This window comes from Geoalkalibacter subterraneus (assembly GCF_000827125.1).
Taxonomy (GTDB): domain Bacteria; phylum Desulfobacterota; class Desulfuromonadia; order Desulfuromonadales; family Geoalkalibacteraceae; genus Geoalkalibacter_A; species Geoalkalibacter_A subterraneus.
Window position 1 is genome coordinate 1,539,982 of the sequence record NZ_CP010311.1, and the last position, 16,550, is coordinate 1,556,531.

General features: G+C 56.0%; 16 protein-coding genes and 1 tRNA gene. 15 read left to right on the top strand and 2 right to left on the bottom strand.

The window, feature by feature from the left end; all coding sequences use genetic code 11:
- The first annotated feature begins 27 nt into the window (after positions 1-27).
- Genes GSUB_RS07055 through GSUB_RS07075 form a run of 5 tightly spaced genes read left to right on the top strand, consistent with a single transcriptional unit; the run spans position 28 to position 3,884 of the window.
- Positions 28-1,344 (top strand): DUF512 domain-containing protein, encoded by a 1,317-nt coding sequence (locus tag GSUB_RS07055; RefSeq protein WP_040199941.1) that lies wholly within the window; start codon positions 28-30, stop codon positions 1,342-1,344.
- On the top strand, positions 1,344-1,985 hold the full coding sequence (locus GSUB_RS07060) for a lactate utilization protein (RefSeq protein ID WP_040199943.1): 642 nt from the start codon (positions 1,344-1,346) through the stop codon (positions 1,983-1,985). The genes GSUB_RS07055 and GSUB_RS07060 overlap by 1 nt, the downstream gene beginning before the upstream one ends.
- A gap of 50 nt (positions 1,986-2,035) precedes the next feature.
- A complete protein-coding gene (locus GSUB_RS07065; protein WP_040199944.1) occupies positions 2,036-2,833 on the top strand; it encodes a tetratricopeptide repeat protein in 798 nt (265 codons plus the stop codon).
- A gap of 12 nt (positions 2,834-2,845) precedes the next feature.
- Positions 2,846-3,199 (top strand): CidA/LrgA family protein, encoded by a 354-nt coding sequence (locus GSUB_RS07070; RefSeq protein WP_052464690.1) that lies wholly within the window; start codon positions 2,846-2,848, stop codon positions 3,197-3,199.
- Positions 3,189-3,884: an LrgB family protein gene (locus GSUB_RS07075; protein WP_040199945.1), complete on the top strand. Its 696-nt coding sequence runs from the start codon at positions 3,189-3,191 to the stop codon at positions 3,882-3,884. Before GSUB_RS07070 ends, GSUB_RS07075 begins: the two co-directional genes overlap by 11 nt.
- Positions 3,885-4,127: 243 nt before the next feature.
- On the opposite strand, the gene GSUB_RS07080 is transcribed toward GSUB_RS07075, so the two are convergent.
- Positions 4,128-4,415: a PxxKW family cysteine-rich protein gene (locus GSUB_RS07080; RefSeq protein ID WP_040199946.1), complete on the bottom strand. Its 288-nt coding sequence runs from the start codon at positions 4,413-4,415 to the stop codon at positions 4,128-4,130.
- Between the two features lie 154 nt (positions 4,416-4,569).
- Here GSUB_RS07080 and GSUB_RS07085 point away from each other — a divergent pair, with 154 nt between their 5' ends.
- Both GSUB_RS07085 and GSUB_RS07090 read left to right on the top strand, forming a co-directional pair.
- Positions 4,570-4,878 (top strand): CxxCxxCC domain-containing protein, encoded by a 309-nt coding sequence (locus GSUB_RS07085; protein ID WP_200890176.1) that lies wholly within the window; start codon positions 4,570-4,572, stop codon positions 4,876-4,878.
- 79 nt (positions 4,879-4,957) lie between these two features.
- On the top strand, positions 4,958-6,382 hold the full coding sequence (locus GSUB_RS07090) for a phosphoglucomutase/phosphomannomutase family protein (protein WP_040199947.1): 1,425 nt from the start codon (positions 4,958-4,960) through the stop codon (positions 6,380-6,382).
- Between the two features lie 159 nt (positions 6,383-6,541).
- On the opposite strand, the gene hcp is transcribed toward GSUB_RS07090, so the two are convergent.
- Positions 6,542-8,164, bottom strand: a complete 1,623-nt coding sequence (hcp, locus tag GSUB_RS07095) for a hydroxylamine reductase (RefSeq protein ID WP_144402073.1) — start codon at positions 8,162-8,164, stop codon at positions 6,542-6,544.
- 257 nt (positions 8,165-8,421) lie between these two features.
- Here hcp and GSUB_RS07100 point away from each other — a divergent pair, with 257 nt between their 5' ends.
- The 8 genes from GSUB_RS07100 to gltX all read left to right on the top strand — a co-directional run bounded on the left by GSUB_RS07100 (position 8,422) and on the right by gltX (position 16,135).
- Positions 8,422-8,670: an EVE domain-containing protein gene (locus tag GSUB_RS07100; RefSeq protein ID WP_052464692.1), complete on the top strand. Its 249-nt coding sequence runs from the start codon at positions 8,422-8,424 to the stop codon at positions 8,668-8,670.
- A gap of 35 nt (positions 8,671-8,705) precedes the next feature.
- On the top strand, positions 8,706-11,093 hold the full coding sequence (locus tag GSUB_RS07105; RefSeq protein WP_040199951.1) for an AsmA family protein: 2,388 nt from the start codon (positions 8,706-8,708) through the stop codon (positions 11,091-11,093).
- Positions 11,094-11,181: 88 nt separating this feature from the next.
- The gene (locus GSUB_RS07110) at positions 11,182-11,697 is read left to right on the top strand and encodes a ferritin-like domain-containing protein (protein WP_040199954.1); all 516 of its coding nucleotides are present in this window, start codon (positions 11,182-11,184) and stop codon (positions 11,695-11,697) included.
- Between the two features lie 121 nt (positions 11,698-11,818).
- On the top strand, positions 11,819-12,631 hold the full coding sequence (locus tag GSUB_RS07115; RefSeq protein WP_144401974.1) for a secretin N-terminal domain-containing protein: 813 nt from the start codon (positions 11,819-11,821) through the stop codon (positions 12,629-12,631).
- 42 nt (positions 12,632-12,673) lie between these two features.
- Positions 12,674-12,747 (top strand) — tRNA-Cys (locus GSUB_RS07120).
- Between the two features lie 76 nt (positions 12,748-12,823).
- Positions 12,824-13,645 (top strand): sulfite exporter TauE/SafE family protein, encoded by an 822-nt coding sequence (locus GSUB_RS07125; protein ID WP_052464694.1) that lies wholly within the window; start codon positions 12,824-12,826, stop codon positions 13,643-13,645.
- A gap of 19 nt (positions 13,646-13,664) precedes the next feature.
- On the top strand, positions 13,665-14,465 hold the full coding sequence (gene amrB / locus GSUB_RS07130; protein WP_040199956.1) for an AmmeMemoRadiSam system protein B: 801 nt from the start codon (positions 13,665-13,667) through the stop codon (positions 14,463-14,465).
- A gap of 269 nt (positions 14,466-14,734) precedes the next feature.
- Positions 14,735-16,135, top strand: coding sequence for a glutamate--tRNA ligase (gene gltX / locus GSUB_RS07135; RefSeq protein ID WP_040199957.1), 1,401 nt, complete (start codon positions 14,735-14,737; stop codon positions 16,133-16,135).
- The last annotated feature ends 415 nt before the right edge of the window (positions 16,136-16,550 follow it).

Consider the following 16,550-nt stretch of genomic DNA (forward strand, 5'->3'; position numbering starts at 1 on the left):
CCTTTGCCCATTTTCCGGAATGAACCGATGTTGAAAATCACCGATATATACCCTGAAAGCATAGCCGAAGAGATGGAACTTGAAGTCGGTGACGCACTGGTCTCCATCGACGGCAAGCCGGTTCGGGATCTGCTTGATTATTACCTTTACTGTGGGCGCCGCTCTGAATTCATCCTCGATGTCCTGCGTCGCGACGGTGAACAGTGGGAACTGCATATCGAAAGGGAGCCTCACGAGGATCCGGGGATGGAGTTCGAACACCCCGACCCGCGGCAGTGCGGCAACAACTGCGTGTTCTGCTTCGTACACCAGCTCCCGCGCGGCATGCGCCGCACGCTTTACATCAAGGATGAAGATTATCGGTTCTCCTTTCTCTACGGATCCTACATCACCCTGACCAACCTGAGCGAGGATGACTTCGACCGCATTGTCGAGCAGCATCTTTCCCCTCTGTACATTTCCGTGCATGCGACTGATGATGATCTGCGCAACCGGCTGCTGGGGGCCGAAGCCCCCTCCATCATGCCCCTGTTGCGGCGACTGACTGATGCGGGCATCGAGCTCCATACCCAGATCGTCCTTTGCCCCGGGATCAATGACGGTCGCTACCTCGAGCAGACCATCGAAGATCTGCATTCCCTGGCGCCGGCTGTCGTTTCGCTGGCTGTTGTGCCGGTCGGCTTGACCGGGCATCGTGAGCGCCTGCCGGACCTGCGGGTGCCGACCGCCGAAGAAGCGCGGCAGATTATTGATCGCGTCGAGGGCTTTCAGGCACGTTTTCTGGAGTCCGACGGTCGCCGGTTTGTATTTGCCGCCGATGAGCTTTATCTTAAGGCCGGGCGCGATATCCCCGACCTTGCCGAGTATGAGGATCTGCCGCAGTGGGAAAACGGCGTCGGCATGCTGGCCCTGTTCCGTTCCGAGGCGGCAAAGGCGCTGGCCCGCGCAGAGCCCCTGGAATTACAGGAGGTTTCTGTCGTGACGGGCGAATCGGCCGCTGCACAGATTCGCGAATATGCCGCCCAGCTGAGTGAACGCACCGGCGTGAAGATCAGGGTCTATCCCATCCGCAACCGTTTCTTCGGGGGGCAGGTTACGGTTGCGGGTCTGTTGACCGGCGGCGATATTCTTGCGCAGCTTGAAGGGCAGCCGTTGGGGCAGGCTCTGTTTATTCCCGATGCGCTTCTCAGGGAAGAACAGGATATACTTCTGGATGATGTCACGCTGAGCGGCCTGGAAGAAAATCTTGGCATTCCTGTCGAAAAAATCTCTGCAGATCCGTTGGGTTTGCTTTCAGGACTTGAAGTCATGAATGAACTTCTGAACGAACAGGAGGATATCTGATGGATGAACATTTTAACTGGCACCGTCGCACTCTGCTGGAACTTGCAGCCAAGGCTTTTGAGAAAAACGGGTTCGGTGCCCATGTTTTTGACAGTGTGGAAGAGGCCGTGCCTTTTCTCATGGAGCAGACTGCTGAAGCTCAAACGGTCGGCTTTGGCGGCTCGATGACCCTTGCCGAAATGGGGCTGCCGGCCCGGTGCGAAGAAGCCGGAAAAAAAACGCTCGTTCATGGACGCCCCGGTCTGACCCCAGAGCAGAAGCGCGAGGTGATGGGCGAAGAGCAACGCTGCGATCTCTTTTTCACCGGCACCAACGCGATGACCCTGCAGGGGCAGTTGGTCAATATCGATGCCGTCGGCAATCGTGTCTGCGCCATGGCCTTCGGTCCGAAACGGGTAATCGTGGTCGCGGGTGTGAATAAAATCACCCATGACCTCGACAGCGCCCTGCGCCGGGTCAAGGATATTGCTTCTCCGCCCAACGCGCGGCGTCTCAACCTCAATACGCCCTGTGCCAGCACCGGTCTGTGCAGTGATTGCAACTCGCCTGACCGTATCTGTCGAATCACTACAATAATTGATCGCGCGCCGCGCCTCACTGATATTCAGGTCTGTCTCATCAACGCCGATCTGGGGTATTGAATTCACTTGGAAGCGCTGCCAGCGTTTCTTTCGCAGAAAGGTCAACTCAAATGCAGGAACTGGAACGGATTCTTGTCCAAGGGCAGCAGTTGCTGGAGACGGGGCAGTTCAGCGAAGCGGCCGAATGTTTCCGCAAGGTGCTCGCGGCCGATCCTGATGCCGCCGACGTGCATGCGGCGCTGGCCGAAGCCCTGGCTGAACAGGGCAATGGCGCCCAGGCCCGCGATCATCTCCTAAAAGCTGTTGCCCTTGACCCCCGGGAAACGGATTACCGTTACGCCCTCGGCGATCTCATGTTCGAACTGGGGCAGGCGAAGGAAGCCATGGACGTCTATCGGCACATCCTGGATGAATTCCCGGATGAATCGGATGCCTGGGTCAGCCTGGGGCTGGTTCATTTCCACCGTGAAGAGATCGGCGAGGCTCGAAACTGTTATGAGAAAGCGCTGGCGCTTGAGCCCCAATCTGTTTTCGCGTTGAACTCTCTGGGAGATGTTCACTATGCCGAAGGGCGCTTCGATGAGGCGCTTGAGAGTTATCGCCGTGTTATCGAGATTGACCCCGAGGATGCCCAGGCGCATTTCAGCCTGGGAGAGATCTGCTATGACACTGAAGACCTGGAAACAGCTGAGCAGGAATGCCGACGTGCGATTGAACTCGATCCCGAATTCTCCGCAGCTTATCTGACTCTCGGCAACATCTGTCTTGATCAGGAAAAATCACGACAGGCTCTTGACTGGTTTCAGAAATTTCTGCTCCATGAGCGTTCAACTGGTGCGAAAGATATTCGGGAAGAGGTGGCCGCCGTGGTCGCGGGGCTCAAGGAAGAACTTGGGCGCAACGTTTAGGAGGATAATCCCATGGTGCGTGGCATGGCGATTCTACTCGGCATGCAGTTCATAGGAGAGCTGCTGTCGCGTTTTTTTCATCTGCCCATTCCCGGCAATGTCATGGGGATGGGACTGCTGCTGATCTGCCTGTGGCGAGGATGGGTCAAGGTGCAATGGATTCAGGAGGCCGCCGAACTTCTGCTGTCGCACCTGGCCCTGTTTTTCGTCCCGGCCGGCGTCGGCGTGATGGTCTATTTCGATCTGATCGCCGCCGAATGGCTGCCGATCGTCGTTGCGACCGTGGTGAGTACTTTCGTCGTCATGGCTGTGACCGGTCGCGTCGCTCTGCGGTTATCCTCCAGGGAGACTCGCGATGTGGGGTGAGCTGCTTGAACTGCCGGTATTCGGTATCGGCCTGACCCTGGCGGCCTATGCGCTGGCCCAGAAGATGTATCTGCGCACCGGCAGCATTTTCTTTAACCCGGTGGCTCTTTCCATCGGGTCGATTATCGTTTTTCTGCTGTTGTTCCGCATCCCCTACCAGACATACTTTGAGGGCGGAAGCTACATACATTTTCTGCTCGGTCCCTCCGTTGTAGCGCTGGCGGTACCTCTTTACAACCGCCGCGAGGAGATCATGTCCCGCAAGAAGCCGATTCTGCTGGGCATTGCGGCAGGCGCAGTGGCCTCAATCGTTTCCGCCTCGGGGCTGGCCTGGCTGCTGGGGGGCAGTCGGGATGTCGTTCTGTCTCTGGCGCCCAAATCGGTGACCACACCTATCGCGATCGGCATCGTGGAGAAAATCGGCGGGATTGCACCGCTGACGGCGGCGCTGGTCGTGTTGACCGGCTGCCTGGGGGCGATCTGCGGTCCGGAGTTCTGCCGCCTGATCGGGGTGCGGGATCCCGTCGCCATGGGGCTTGCGGTGGGGACGGCTTCGCACGGCATCGGCACTGCGCGCATGCTGGAAGAGAATCGCCTTGGGGGGGCGGTGTCCGGCCTGGCGATCGGCCTCAACGGCCTGGTGACCGCTTTTATCCTTCCGCTGCTGGTGACCTGGTTTATCTGAATTTGTTCGATTGAATGTCCGTGGGGGCGCGACAAAGCATTCCCCATGCAAAGGACCGCATGAACCCATCCCTGGGGCTTGATTGTCGCCGTCCTGGCGACAAACATCCTTTGCATGGGGAATGCTTTGCCGCGCTGCGACCTGTCTTGCGATTTTAGTTTTGGGTACAATTGGAGCACAAAAAAAGCAGGCGACCTTTGCGGCCGCCTGCCCTGAGAATGCTGCTCCCGCTGAAATGAAGAGTTACTTCTTCTTGGCGGCAGCCTTCTTGGAAGCCTTGAGGGGGTTGATCTTGGCTTCCACGGTTTTGATGTCGACCTTTTTGTGGGTGGCGAAGTTGCACAGGCCTGCTTCCCACTTTTTCGCCGGATCAGGGTAGGCGGAGCAGACCTTGCCGATGGTTCCTTCGACGATGCGGCTGCAGCCTTCGCAGTCTTCAACGATGACCTGGCAGGAATTTCCTTCAAATGTGCAACCCGATTTAGCCCAAAAGGTGCATTCGGTACCGGGGAGAACTGTCTGGCACTGCATGGGTGTTTCCTCCTTAATATCTTTCTGGTGCGGTGAATACTCAGAATTTTGAATAATAATGGTTCAATCTGGCCAAGTCAATGCGACAATGCGAAAAAAGTCATTTTTTCGTTTTGTCTTTTACTTTGAGCAATTAAGTGCAGGGTGAGTGGATGTGAAAACTGATGATCAATGGGAAGCCCGCTGTCGACGGTGCGGACGCTGCTGCTATGAAAAAATCGAATACGAAGGCAACGTCTATTACACTGACCGCCCATGCGAAAAGCTTGACCTTGCGACCCGTCTCTGTACCGTCTATGAACAGCGCGAGACGTTGCGGTCGGGTTGTGTCCGCCTCACACCGGAGATCGCTGCTCGCGGCATTCTGCCGGCGGACTGTCCGTATGTGGCTGATATCCCGGACTATCAGTGGCCTTACTGCGGCAACGGAGATAATGAGGATTCCGGGGCGTCGCAAAGTTGATTCCTCTGTGGTATTTTTACATCAAACAGAGGGTTTGTCTTTTGGGTTTTTAGTATTCGCAATTCAGGAGGAATGACGAATGGCGCAAATTAAGTTTGGTACATCGGGATGGCGTGGCATCATGTGTGAAGATTTCATTTTCGACCATGTCAAGGTCGTCACGCAGGCCATCGCCGATTATCTTCATGCACAAGGGGAGGCCGACAAGGGGGTTGTCATCGGCTATGACGCCCGTTTTATGGGTGAGCGTTTCGCCCACGAAGCCGCCCGCGTTCTGGCCGGGGCTTCAATCCTTTCCATGGTCTGTGATCGCGATACGCCGACCCCGGTGATCGCGTTCGAGATTCTTCGTCGCCAGGCCGGCGGTGGAATCAATTTTACCGCCAGTCACAATCCCCCGGAGTACAACGGGTTGAAGTTTTCGCCCTCCTGGGGCGGTCCGGCGCTGCCGGAAACGACCAGCGACATTGAAAAGCGCGCCAATGCCATGCTGGGGCAGGTTTGCTACAAGGAGATGGCCCTGGATAAGGCGGTGCGCGCAGGCCTGGTGGAGGAGATTGATCCCCGCGAACCTTATTTCAAAGCGATTCGCTCGCTGGTCGATTTTGACGCCATTGCCCGTTCGGGCATGACCCTGGCGGTCAACCCCATGTACGGAACGGCGCGCGGTTATCTCGACACCCTCCTGCAGGAGGCCGGCGTCAAGGTGGTCACCATGAACGACCACCGCGACCCCTATTTCGGCGGCATGCCCCCCGAGCCCTCCAAGGCTCATATTCCTGATTTCATCAAGTTGGTCAAAGAACGTGATGATATCGCCCTGGGACTGGCCACCGATGGCGATGCCGACCGTTACGGGGTGATTGACGGTGATGGAACCTACATCGAGCCTAACTATATTCTGCCGCTGCTGTACGACTACATGCTGCGGCGTGGCAAGCGTGGTGACGCGGCCCGGTCAGTGGCGACCTCGCATTTTCTCGACGCCGTGGCCCGCCATCACGGGCAGAAAGTGCTGGAGACATCTGTCGGCTTCAAGTTCATCGGCGAATATATCCGCGACGATAAAATTCTGATCGGCGGGGAGGAAAGTGCTGGTCTGACCGTGCAGGGCCATGTCCCCGACAAGGATGGGATTCTGGCCTGTCTGCTGATTGCCGAAATGGTTGCGGTCGAAGGGAAGTCGTTGAGTGCGCTGCTGAGCGATCTCTATCAGCGCGTCGGCGAATTCCACGCCCGGCGTGAAAATTTCCGTCTGACCCCTGAGCTGGAGGATTCTTTCGCCGAGAAGATCAAATCACCGCCGCAGGCTCTGGCCGGCAAAAAGATTGCTGAAGTGATTACCTTGGACGGCTGCAAGTTCCTCTTTGAAGACGGCACTTGGGTGCTTTTCAGGAAATCGGGCACCGAACCGGTGGTGCGGGTCTACGGGGAAGCCGGTGATGAAAAAGAACTGCAGCGCCTGATCGACGCTGCAGCGGAATTTGTCGGGGTTGTGAAGTAGGGTGTTGAGATGGGAGCAATGGGACCCATGAAAAGATCAAAAGCATGAATCCCATAAGTCTCATAGCTCTCATAAATCCCATTGTCCCATGAATAGAAAAAGGCGCGGGGTTTCCTCCGCGCCTTTTTCATATACTCAGGGTTGAAATCCTGTTCCGGATCAGCCAAGAATCTGCTTGATGTCTTCTTCGGCCGTGCCGATGGGAGCGATATTGTACTTCTCCACCAGGAAGTTGAGCACGTTGGGCGTGACGAACGCCGGCAGGCTCGGGCCGATCTTGATGTTCTTGATTCCGAGGTGCAGCAGAGTCAGCAGGATAGCAACCGCTTTCTGCTCGTACCAACTCAGGATCATTGACAGGGGCAGATCGTTGACGTCGCACTCGAAGGCTTCGGAGAGCGCCAGGGCGATCTTGACCGCCGAGTAGGCGTCGTTGCACTGGCCGACATCGAGCAGGCGCGGAATGCCGCCAATGTCGCCGAAGTCGAGCTTGTTGAAGCGGTATTTACCGCAGGCCAAGGTGAGGATGACGGTGTCCTCAGGCAGTTTTTCGGCAAACTCGGTGTAGTAGTTGCGCCCGCTCTTGGCGCCGTCGCAGCCGCCGATCAGGAAGAAGTGACGGATCTGGCCGCCTTTGACGGCTTCGATCACTTTGTCGGCAACGCCGAGAACGGCATTATGGCCGAAGCCCACCAGGATCTCTTTTCCGGGATTATCTTCGAAGCCAGGCAGTTCCTGCGCCTTCTTGATGACCTCGGAGAAATCCCAACCGTCGATGTGGTTGACGTCTGGCCACTGCACCAGTCCCCAAGTGAACAGCCGATCCTTGTAATTATCCGCCGGGCGCTGGATGCAGTTGGTGTTGAAGATGATTGCGCCGGGGAAGTTCTGGAACTCCTTGGCCTGATCCTGCCAGGCACCGCCGAAGTTTCCGGCCAGGTGAGCGTATTTATTCAGGCCGGGATAGCCGTGGGCGGGAATCATCTCGCCATGGGTGTAGATATTGATCCCTTTGCCTTCGGTCTGCTTGAGCAGCTCTTCGAGCATCTTCAGGTCGTGGCCGGAGACCAGGATCGCTTTGCCCCTTTTGGTGCCGAGCTGGACGGGCGTCGGGACCGGGTGCCCATAAGCGTCGGTGTGGGCCTTGTTGAGCAGTTCCATGGTGATCAGGTTGATCTCACCGCATTCGAGAGCCAGCGTGACAAAGTCCATCAGACCGAGATTCTTGTCGAGCGTGGCGGCCAATGCTTTGTGGGTAAATGCGTAAATGCGGTCGTCTTCCAGGCCCAGGATATAGGCGTGATCCGCATAGGCCGCATAGCCCTTGATTCCGTAGATGAGCAGTTCGATCACCGATTTGACGTCGGGATCAACGCTGTCGTCCTTGACTCCGTGCTCCTCACCCTGTCGGACCATCTCCGCAGTGGTCGACGCGAGCTTCCAGCTGCCGGCCGCTTCGGGAATATGAGGGCCGCCCTGTGCTTTTTCCGCCAGTGAGCGAGCCTTGTCGCGCATTTCAACGCCTTTGCGGACAAATTTTGCGACGGCTTCGGCGTCAAAGTCGACGTTGGTGACGGTGGTGAACAGGCCTTCAATCATAAAGCGGTCGATCTCAGGATCTTTCGCACCCCTTTCACGCGCCAGGTTTCCCCAGAAGGCGATGCCTTTCAGAGTGTAAACCAGCAGATCCTGCAATGCCGCGACATCGGGCTGCTTGCCGCAGACGCCGATTTTGGTGCAGCCGGTGCCCTGAGCGGCCTGTTCGCACTGATAACAGAACATGCTGACATCTTTGGAATCAAATTGAGGAGTGTCGGTGGAATCCTGCTTCTGTTTCTTCAGACCGAGAAATTCAAGAATTTTGCTCATGTTGATTCTCCTTTGTGACTGGGGATTGTTGTGGTGAAAACTCGCGAAATTTGTCTGATCGGTTATAATTTCCCGCGTGATTGATCCGACTGTGAAGCGAACATACCCCATGCGGATTCAACTCACTTTGACCGAAGTCAAGAATATCAAAAAAAGTAAGGAATCAACGATTGACGCACTCGCAAAATGATCGATTTGATATGCGCGCCAGTCCGGACAAGCCTATCTGGTTTATGGTCGATGTCCAGAATGCTGCAGACCTGGCGCGTCCGCTGACGCGCGATGTGCTGCGGGATCACCCGATCCTGGCCGGGATGGATGTTTTGAGAAAGGGCAATCGCCTCTCAATACAGCCTGTGACCGAGGAACAGTGGCAGGCCGTGTTGGAAATGGGCGGTGCTCAAGATCATTTTGTATAAATTTGAAAATTCATTTTCTTTTCCAGGGAGTTCCTATGAACAAGTTTGTAAAAATCGGTGCAATTATCGTTGCCGTTCTACTGGTTCTTGTCGTGGCGGTGGCAATTCTGGCCAAGGTACTCATTACTCCTGAGCGGGTACGCTCCACCGTTCTGCCCATCGCCGAAGATGCCTTGGGGCGCGAGGTGCAGCTCGGTGATATCGAGGTCAGCATCCTTTCCGGAATCTCTTTGAAAGATCTGGCCGTCAAGGAAAAAGACGGGGGTGAGAATTTTGTCAGTGCTGACGAGGTTGTGCTGCGCTACAAGTTCTGGCCCCTGTTTCTGCTGCAGGTCATGGTGGATGAAGTACGTCTGGAGAATCCGAGGATCCGGGTGGTTCGCATGGAGGACGGCTCTTTCAGTTTTGACGATCTCACCGGTGAAAAATCCGACGCTGAAAATGCCGAAACTGCTGAACCGCAGCCGGCGGATTCAAGCGACGGGGGCGGGGCGCCCATTAACCTGCTGGTTTCGACGGTACGTCTCAGCGGCGGCGAGCTTCTGTTCATCGACCGCATGATCAACGCGGAAGCGCCCTACCGCTACCAGATAGATGAACTCGATGTGGCCGCTCGCGATCTTTCTCTCAATCGCGCCTTCCCCTTTGAAGTGTCCTGTCGCCTCAACGGTTCGCAGCTGGCTGTGGACGGTCAAGCCGACATCGGCAGGCAGCAGGGTCAAGCCAGTATTGAATTGAAGGATTTTGACGTCAGCGGGTTCGCTCCCTATTTTCGGGATCAGCTCCCCGGCAAGTTGGGTGGCCTGAAAATCGACCTTGACCTGGATGCAGAAGGGGGGATGGAGAAAGTCGTCTCCAAGGGGAGCGTGACTCTCAAGGAACTTGATCTGGTGCTCGATGATCTCAAGGACGCGCCGCTGCGCGACGCGACAATCCGGCTGGACTACGATGTGGCAGCGGACCTTGCCGCCGATCGGGTGGATCTGGCAAGCAGCCGTCTCGATTTCAATGGCATCGTAGCCGAGGCATCAGGGACGATCGCTTCAATGACCACCCAACCCAAACTTGATCTCAACCTGCTTGTTCCCGGCATTGATCTGCGGCAGGCGCTCAACGCGGTCCCTGCCGAGCTGGTGAAAGATGTAAAGCCCCTCGATCCAGCCGGTGTCGTCAAGGTGCAGGCCGCCCTGGCGGGAACTCTCGAAGATCCCATGAAGCTTCTGCGCACCGCAAAAATCACCCTCGATGATGTGCAGGCGACTGCCGGCGGGCAGCGCCCTGTGATCGCCGGTGAAATCGAGATTGAGGGCGACAAGCTCAGCTCGCGCGATCTTTTTATGAAGATTGGCGACAACCGGGCCGATATCGCTCTGCAGGCGGAAAACCTGTTCGGCACCCCGATCCGGGTGAAAAACAGTGTGACTTCCGAGCGCTTCCTGATCGATCCCCTGCTGGCCGGTCCTGCCGCGGCGGCTGCGGCAGACGATAACAAGTCAATCGGCACGGAAGGAAAAAAAGCGCCGGCTGAAGAAATCGGGCCTTTCGATATTCCTGTGCAGGCTGAAGGAACGGTGAAGATCGCCGAGGCGCTCTACAAGGGGCTTTCCATCAACAATTTCGATATGGCGTACCGCCTGGTCGACAACGTTTTCACCATCGATAAAATGACCGGTGAGATGGCCGGCGGAACCTTCAACAACACAGCCCGGGTCGATCTGAGGCAGAAAGGCCTTGTCTATCAAACCAATATCGACGTGGAGCGGCTCGGAGCCGATTCCTTCATGCAGGCTTTTTTTCCCAAGGCGCGGGGTACGGTTTTCGGCGATCTGTCCCTGGATCTGGCGATGCAGGGCAAGGGAACTCTGGTCGAGACAATTAAGAGGAACATCTCCGGCAAGGGGGATTTCGCCCTTTTTGACGGCCGTATTACAGGCTCCGGCCTTGTCGAAGGATTGTCGCAGTTTCTCTCCCTTGACGAGTTGAAGGAAATCCAGGTCGGCCAGGCCAAGGGGAATATCGTCATCGAGCAGGGCAGGGTGAAGCTCAACAGCTCCTTCACCGGTGATCGCGTCAAGGCCAGCCCGCAGGGCACCATCGGCCTTGACGGCGGACTCGATCTCAGCCTGAACGCACTGCTCGCCCCGGCACTGGCGCAGAAACTCGACAGCAAAGGGCAGATCTCCAGTTTTCTTGCCGATGAAGAAGGGTGGACCCAGTTGCCCTTGAAAGTGGCCGGCACGTTCACCTCACCCCGCTTTGCTCTTGATACGTCCGGTGTCCAAGAACAGGTCAAGCAGAAAGCCCGGGAGGAAATCGAGAAGAAGGTTTTCGAAAAACTGCTTCCCAAGGATGGAGCGGAAGGGGAGCAGGATTCCGGGCGGCAACAGCTGAAAGATGCGGTGAAAGGCCTTTTCGGCCGTTAAACATTACCGTGCCGGACTTGACAGCCTCAATGGCACCGTTAAAGTTTTCGGATACAGTCAAGATTCCAGCAGAAGCGAGGTGTAAAGAATGAACGTTTTTGACTTTGCCATGAAAATGGAAACGGACGCGGAAACCTATTATAAAAAACTGGCCGAACAGTCACAGGTCGAGGGGATCAAAAATATTTTTCTTGATCTGGCGGCCGATGAGAAAAAACACCATGAAATGTTTCAGACGCTTAAAGACCGAACCGGAAATACGGCCATGGAAGAGAGTGCAGCCCTGGAGAACGCCCGCAACGCATTCTCCCGGATGCTCGAACAGAAGCCGTCTGCAGATCAGCTGCAGGGCGATCTTGAGGCCTATCGTCATGCCATGAAGATGGAAGCCGAGGGTGCCCGGGTTTATGAAAAGGCCCTGGCCGAGGAAACTGATCCTGAGGTCAAGACTCTGCTCGAGCGCATCATCAAGGAGGAACAGAAGCATTTCAATATCGTTGAGAACGTTTACAATTTCGCCAATGCACCCAACGAACATCTGGCCTGGGCGGAGTTCAGCAATCTGGAAGAATTCCGCAATTTCGGCCGTGATGTGGGGGCGTGATTCCTGGTGTGCATGAATTGGAAAAACAGGGGGGACCGGCAGCGGTTCGCTCCTGTTTTTCTTTCCAGACCTGCTACATTGATTTGCAATTCTGGCTGGAAGGAGCAGATTGGAGGCGCAAATGCGGAATTTGCCGCTTTTAGTGATGATTTTTATTGCCATGCTGTTTTTCAGTCCGGTGATCGGATATGCAGAAGTTCGCTCCATTGTCCTCGAACATGCCCAGGCGCGCGAGCTGGTGCCAGTGCTCGAACAGCTGTTCGCAGGTGAGGTCAGGATTGCCGTCTCGGGGAATACCGTGATTCTGCGGGGAGATGCTGCGGAGTTGGCTGATGCGGCGAAAATCATCGAAGATCTCGATGTCGAACGGGAGGTGTTGCGGGTTGCCGTGCGACAGGATTCCCGCTCGATCGACAGCGGAGTGCACTATGGGGAGGATAGTACAGGGGCAGGGAAAGACGGCGGGCTTAAACGGCTCGGCAATGCTTCTGAAACCGTCAATCAGTTCGTACGGGTTCTTGATGGAGGACAGGCCATGATCACGGTGGGGCAGGAGGTTCCCTATACCGCTGAAATGGCCGTGTGGGTCGGAAAGTATGGCGGACGGGGCATGGCCAGACGGATTGATTTCCAGAGCGTGGAAACCGGTTTTTTTGTCAGCCCCAGGTTGCACGGCGACCAGGTCCTGCTTGAAGTTACACCCTATTTGCGTGAGTTTGCCGGCGATGCGGCAGAATCCTCCGGTGCCCGGCCGGTCTTGTTTCAGGAGGCGATGACGCGGGTTCCTGTACCCCTTGGTCGCTGGGTCGACCTGGCCGGTCATTTTTACGGTGGAAGTGATATTGGCGGAGATTTCGTGCGTTTCAGTACCGGGCAGCAGACAGGGCAGCGCGCTATTCAGATCAGGGTGGATCGGGAGAGTAAAAGTCCTTGACACCTGCCGCAGGATTCTGATATTCATACGCCTCACAAGTTCGGCCCCGTCGCCAAGTGGTAAGGCAGAGGTCTGCAAAACCTCCATCACCAGTTCGAATCTGGTCGGGGCCTCCAGTTCCAAGAAAAAGCCGGTTTCGTACCGGCTTTTTTCATTTCTGCTTCCGAGTGAATTTCGGTTACACTCACTCCCATGCATCTCCTCACTTTTGAAAGTCTCAGCCTGTTTCTCGTCCTCGGCTCTCTGGCCGGGTTTACGGCCGGTCTTTTCGGCATCGGCGGCGGCGTTATCCTGGTTCCTCTTTTCCTGTGGGCGTTCGAGGTCGCCGGATTTTCTTCCGACCTGATTGTTCATATGGCTTTCGGCACCAGCCTGGCGATTATCGTTCCGACCGCTTTCAGCAGCACTCTCGGTCATCGCAAAAGAGGCAACGTCGACTGGCATCAGGTCGTTTATCTCGGGCTTGCCGCCATATTCGGCGCTGTTATGGGGGCAATGGCGGCGGTCAATCTGCCGGGAGAAGTCCTCAAGGCCTTATTCGGTATCATGCAGGTGGGAGTCGGGTTGAAGATGTTTTTATATCATCCTCATCTACCTCCGGAAGAACGGAAAGGCATTGCGGTCTGGAAGTTTTTTGTGGTCGGTGGCTGCGGCGGTTTTTTTTCGGCATTCTTCGGTATCGGGGGAGGAGTTGTCGCAGTTCCCCTGATGGTGGTTCTGCTGCGTCTTCCCATCCATCTGGCCGTGGGCAATTCCAGTGCGCTGGTTATGGTTTCCGCGCTGTGGGGTACGCTGTGCTATCTCTCCCTGGGATGGAGCGAGGCCCATCTGCCGCCATTTTCCCTGGGGTACGTCAACCTGCTGGTGGCGGTGCTGGTGGCGCCCCTGAGCATGATTTTCGCACGTGTTGGAGCCCGGGTTGCTTCACATACGCGGCATGATAGACTGATGAAGATCTTCGCGGTATTTCTGATTTTCATTGGTTTGCGGATTGCTTACAAAGTCTGGTTCTAAAGACCTGAGGAGATCTGCCATGGTGCGTAAACCTGCCGTTGCTGGACAGTTCTACCCCGGTGAGGAACAATCCCTGCGCGAAACCGTTGCGGCCCTTGTCCCGGAAGGGGAACAGCGGCATGCGTTGGGCGTTGTTTCCCCTCATGCCGGCTACGTCTATTCCGGCGCGATTGCCGGTGCCGTTTTCAGCTGTGTTCATGTTCCCGAGACCGTTGTGATCCTGGGCCCCAACCATCAGGGTGCCGGGCACCAAGCCGCCGTCTACCCGGGGAGAGCCTGGGAAACCCCTCTGGGGCGCAGTGAAATCGATGCCGAACTGAGCCGGAGACTTGTTCAATCCTGCGATCTTCTGCAGGAAGACGAAGCGGCACATCGGTTTGAGCACTCCCTTGAGGTTCAACTCCCGTTTCTTCAATATCTCAATCCTTCCCTCCGAATCGTTTCCATCTGCCTGTCCCATGCCCGTCCCGATGAACTGGTCGGGTTGGGTGAACAGATGGCCGAAGTTCTTCGGGAAGATGGTCGAGAGATCCTGCTGGTGGCCAGTTCGGATATGACCCATTACGAATCCGCGCAGGATGCGCAGAGAAAAGACATGGCCGCCATCGATCAGATCCTCGCCCTAGACCCGGTAGGGCTTTACCGGGTTGTCGCCGAACAGGGGATCACCATGTGCGGTGTCGTGCCGACAGTGGTCATGCTCAGCGCCTGCAACCGCCTGGGAGCCAAAAAGGCCACCCTGGTGCGATACGGCAACAGCGGGGATGTCACCGGCGACCGGCGTGAGGTCGTGGGATATGCCGGCCTTGTGGTCGAATAAGCCCCCGGCGATCAGGTGAGATTATAAAATCCTTGGCATATTGCGGGTTTTGCAGTATATAAGACGGGGTCGCTTACTTACGAGGCGGCCCTTTTTTATGTAAAAACGTAGTAGCTATTCACCTCGCGGGATCGCAACTCCCATGACAAGGGCGTTTGGCGCCAGGGAGGGCGCCAATCGAACGGCCAGGGATGGCGAAAAGTGGCCCTTGTCATGGGAGTTGCGATCCCATGCTGGACAGTTACAAAACGTATTTCAAGGAGTGACTTATGTCTGACCTGCGAGTCCGTTTCGCGCCCAGCCCGACCGGGTATCTCCATATCGGCGGCGCACGAACCGCACTGTTCAACTACCTGCTGGCACGGAAGGAAAAAGGCACCTTTGTCCTGCGCATCGAGGATACCGACGTGGCGCGGTCCACCCAGGAATCCACCGATGCCATCCTCAATGCCATGGAATGGCTTGGACTCAGCTACGATGAAGGGCCGTATTACCAGTCGGAACGTTTCGACCTCTACCGTGAAAAAGTCGAAGAGCTTCTCGAAAAGGGACTGGCTTACCGCTGCTACTGTACTCCGGAGGAGTTGGAGGAGAAGCGTAAAAAGGCCCAGGAGGAGGGGCGCAAGCCCAAGTACGACGGCACCTGCCGCGAGCGGGCAGATCAGCCGGAGGATCAGCCGTATGTCGTGCGCTTTCGCTCTCCCCAGCAAGGCGCGGTGACGTTTGTCGATCGCATCAAAGGGGCGATCACCTTCAGCAACGATGAGCTCGATGATCTCATTATTCAGCGCACCGACGGGACGCCGACCTATAATTTCGTGGTTGTCATTGACGATGCGACCATGGGGATCAACCTGATTATTCGCGGCGACGATCACATCAACAATACACCGCGCCAGATTCTGCTTTACCAGGCGCTGGGCTACGACGTGCCGACATTCGCCCATGTCCCGATGATCCTCGGCGAGGACAAAACACGTCTATCCAAGCGTCACGGCGCCACGTCGGTAATGGCTTACAGGGAGATGGGCTATCTGCCCGAGGCCCTGGTCAATTACCTGGTGCGCCTGGGGTGGTCCCATGGCGATCAGGAAATTTTTTCCATGCAGGAGCTGATCGAGAAGTTTTCCCTGGAGCATGTCGGCAAGGCGGCAGGAGTCTTCAACCCCGGCAAGCTGTTGTGGCTCAATGAGCATTACATCAAGACCGGCGATCCGGCGCGTCTGGGAGAGTTGCTGCGTCCGTTTCTTGAAGCCAAGGGGCTCAGCCCTGAAGGCGGACCCGCTCTGCCGGAGGTTGTGACCACCCTGCGCGACCGCGCAAAGACGTTGGTGGAAATGGCCGATGGGGCCGCCTTCTATTACAAAAAAGAGCTTGAATTCGATGGCAAGGCCGTCGCCAAGTTTCTTACGGAGGACAAAGTTCCCGTCTTTAAGAGCCTCATTGCAGGTTTGGAGAAAGCCTCCGACTGGAACCACGACAGCATCGAGGCGGTTTTCAACAAGGTGATGAAAGATTATGAGCTCAAGCTGGGGAAAGTGGCTCAACCGGTCCGTGTTGCGTTGACCGGAGGCACGACCAGCCCGAGCATTTTTGAAGTCATCCAGGTCCTTGGGCGGGAAACCACTTTGCGTCGACTGAAAGAGGTTTTTCCTCTTTGCGGGGCGTAATATAAGGGATTTTTCATCGTTTTCGAATGGCCTCCAGGTGGGGGCCTTTCGATTTTTAACAAGAACTGTTCATGAACATTTCAGCTTCTGATTTTTCCCCTGAAAAAAGACGATACGACTTGTCCACAGAAGCTGTGGAAAAGTCCTTGGAAAACCCTGAAAAGGTCGCCGCGAGGGGCGAGATCACGGGCTGAATAACGAAATGCATAAAAAATGTGCAACGAAAAAACACAATAAAAACAATAGCTTATCAAAAAGTGTCGACAGTTCGCTGGTTTGTGAGCAATAAGGAAATCCCCTGATGGTCACTTTCGACCAGATCGGGCGCGCTGTTTAATTGTTGTTGAAAAGTCCAGGCTGAACCCCGCCTTCGAGTGTGGGTTTAGATCATAAGGAGAAGCCCTGTTCTGTGACA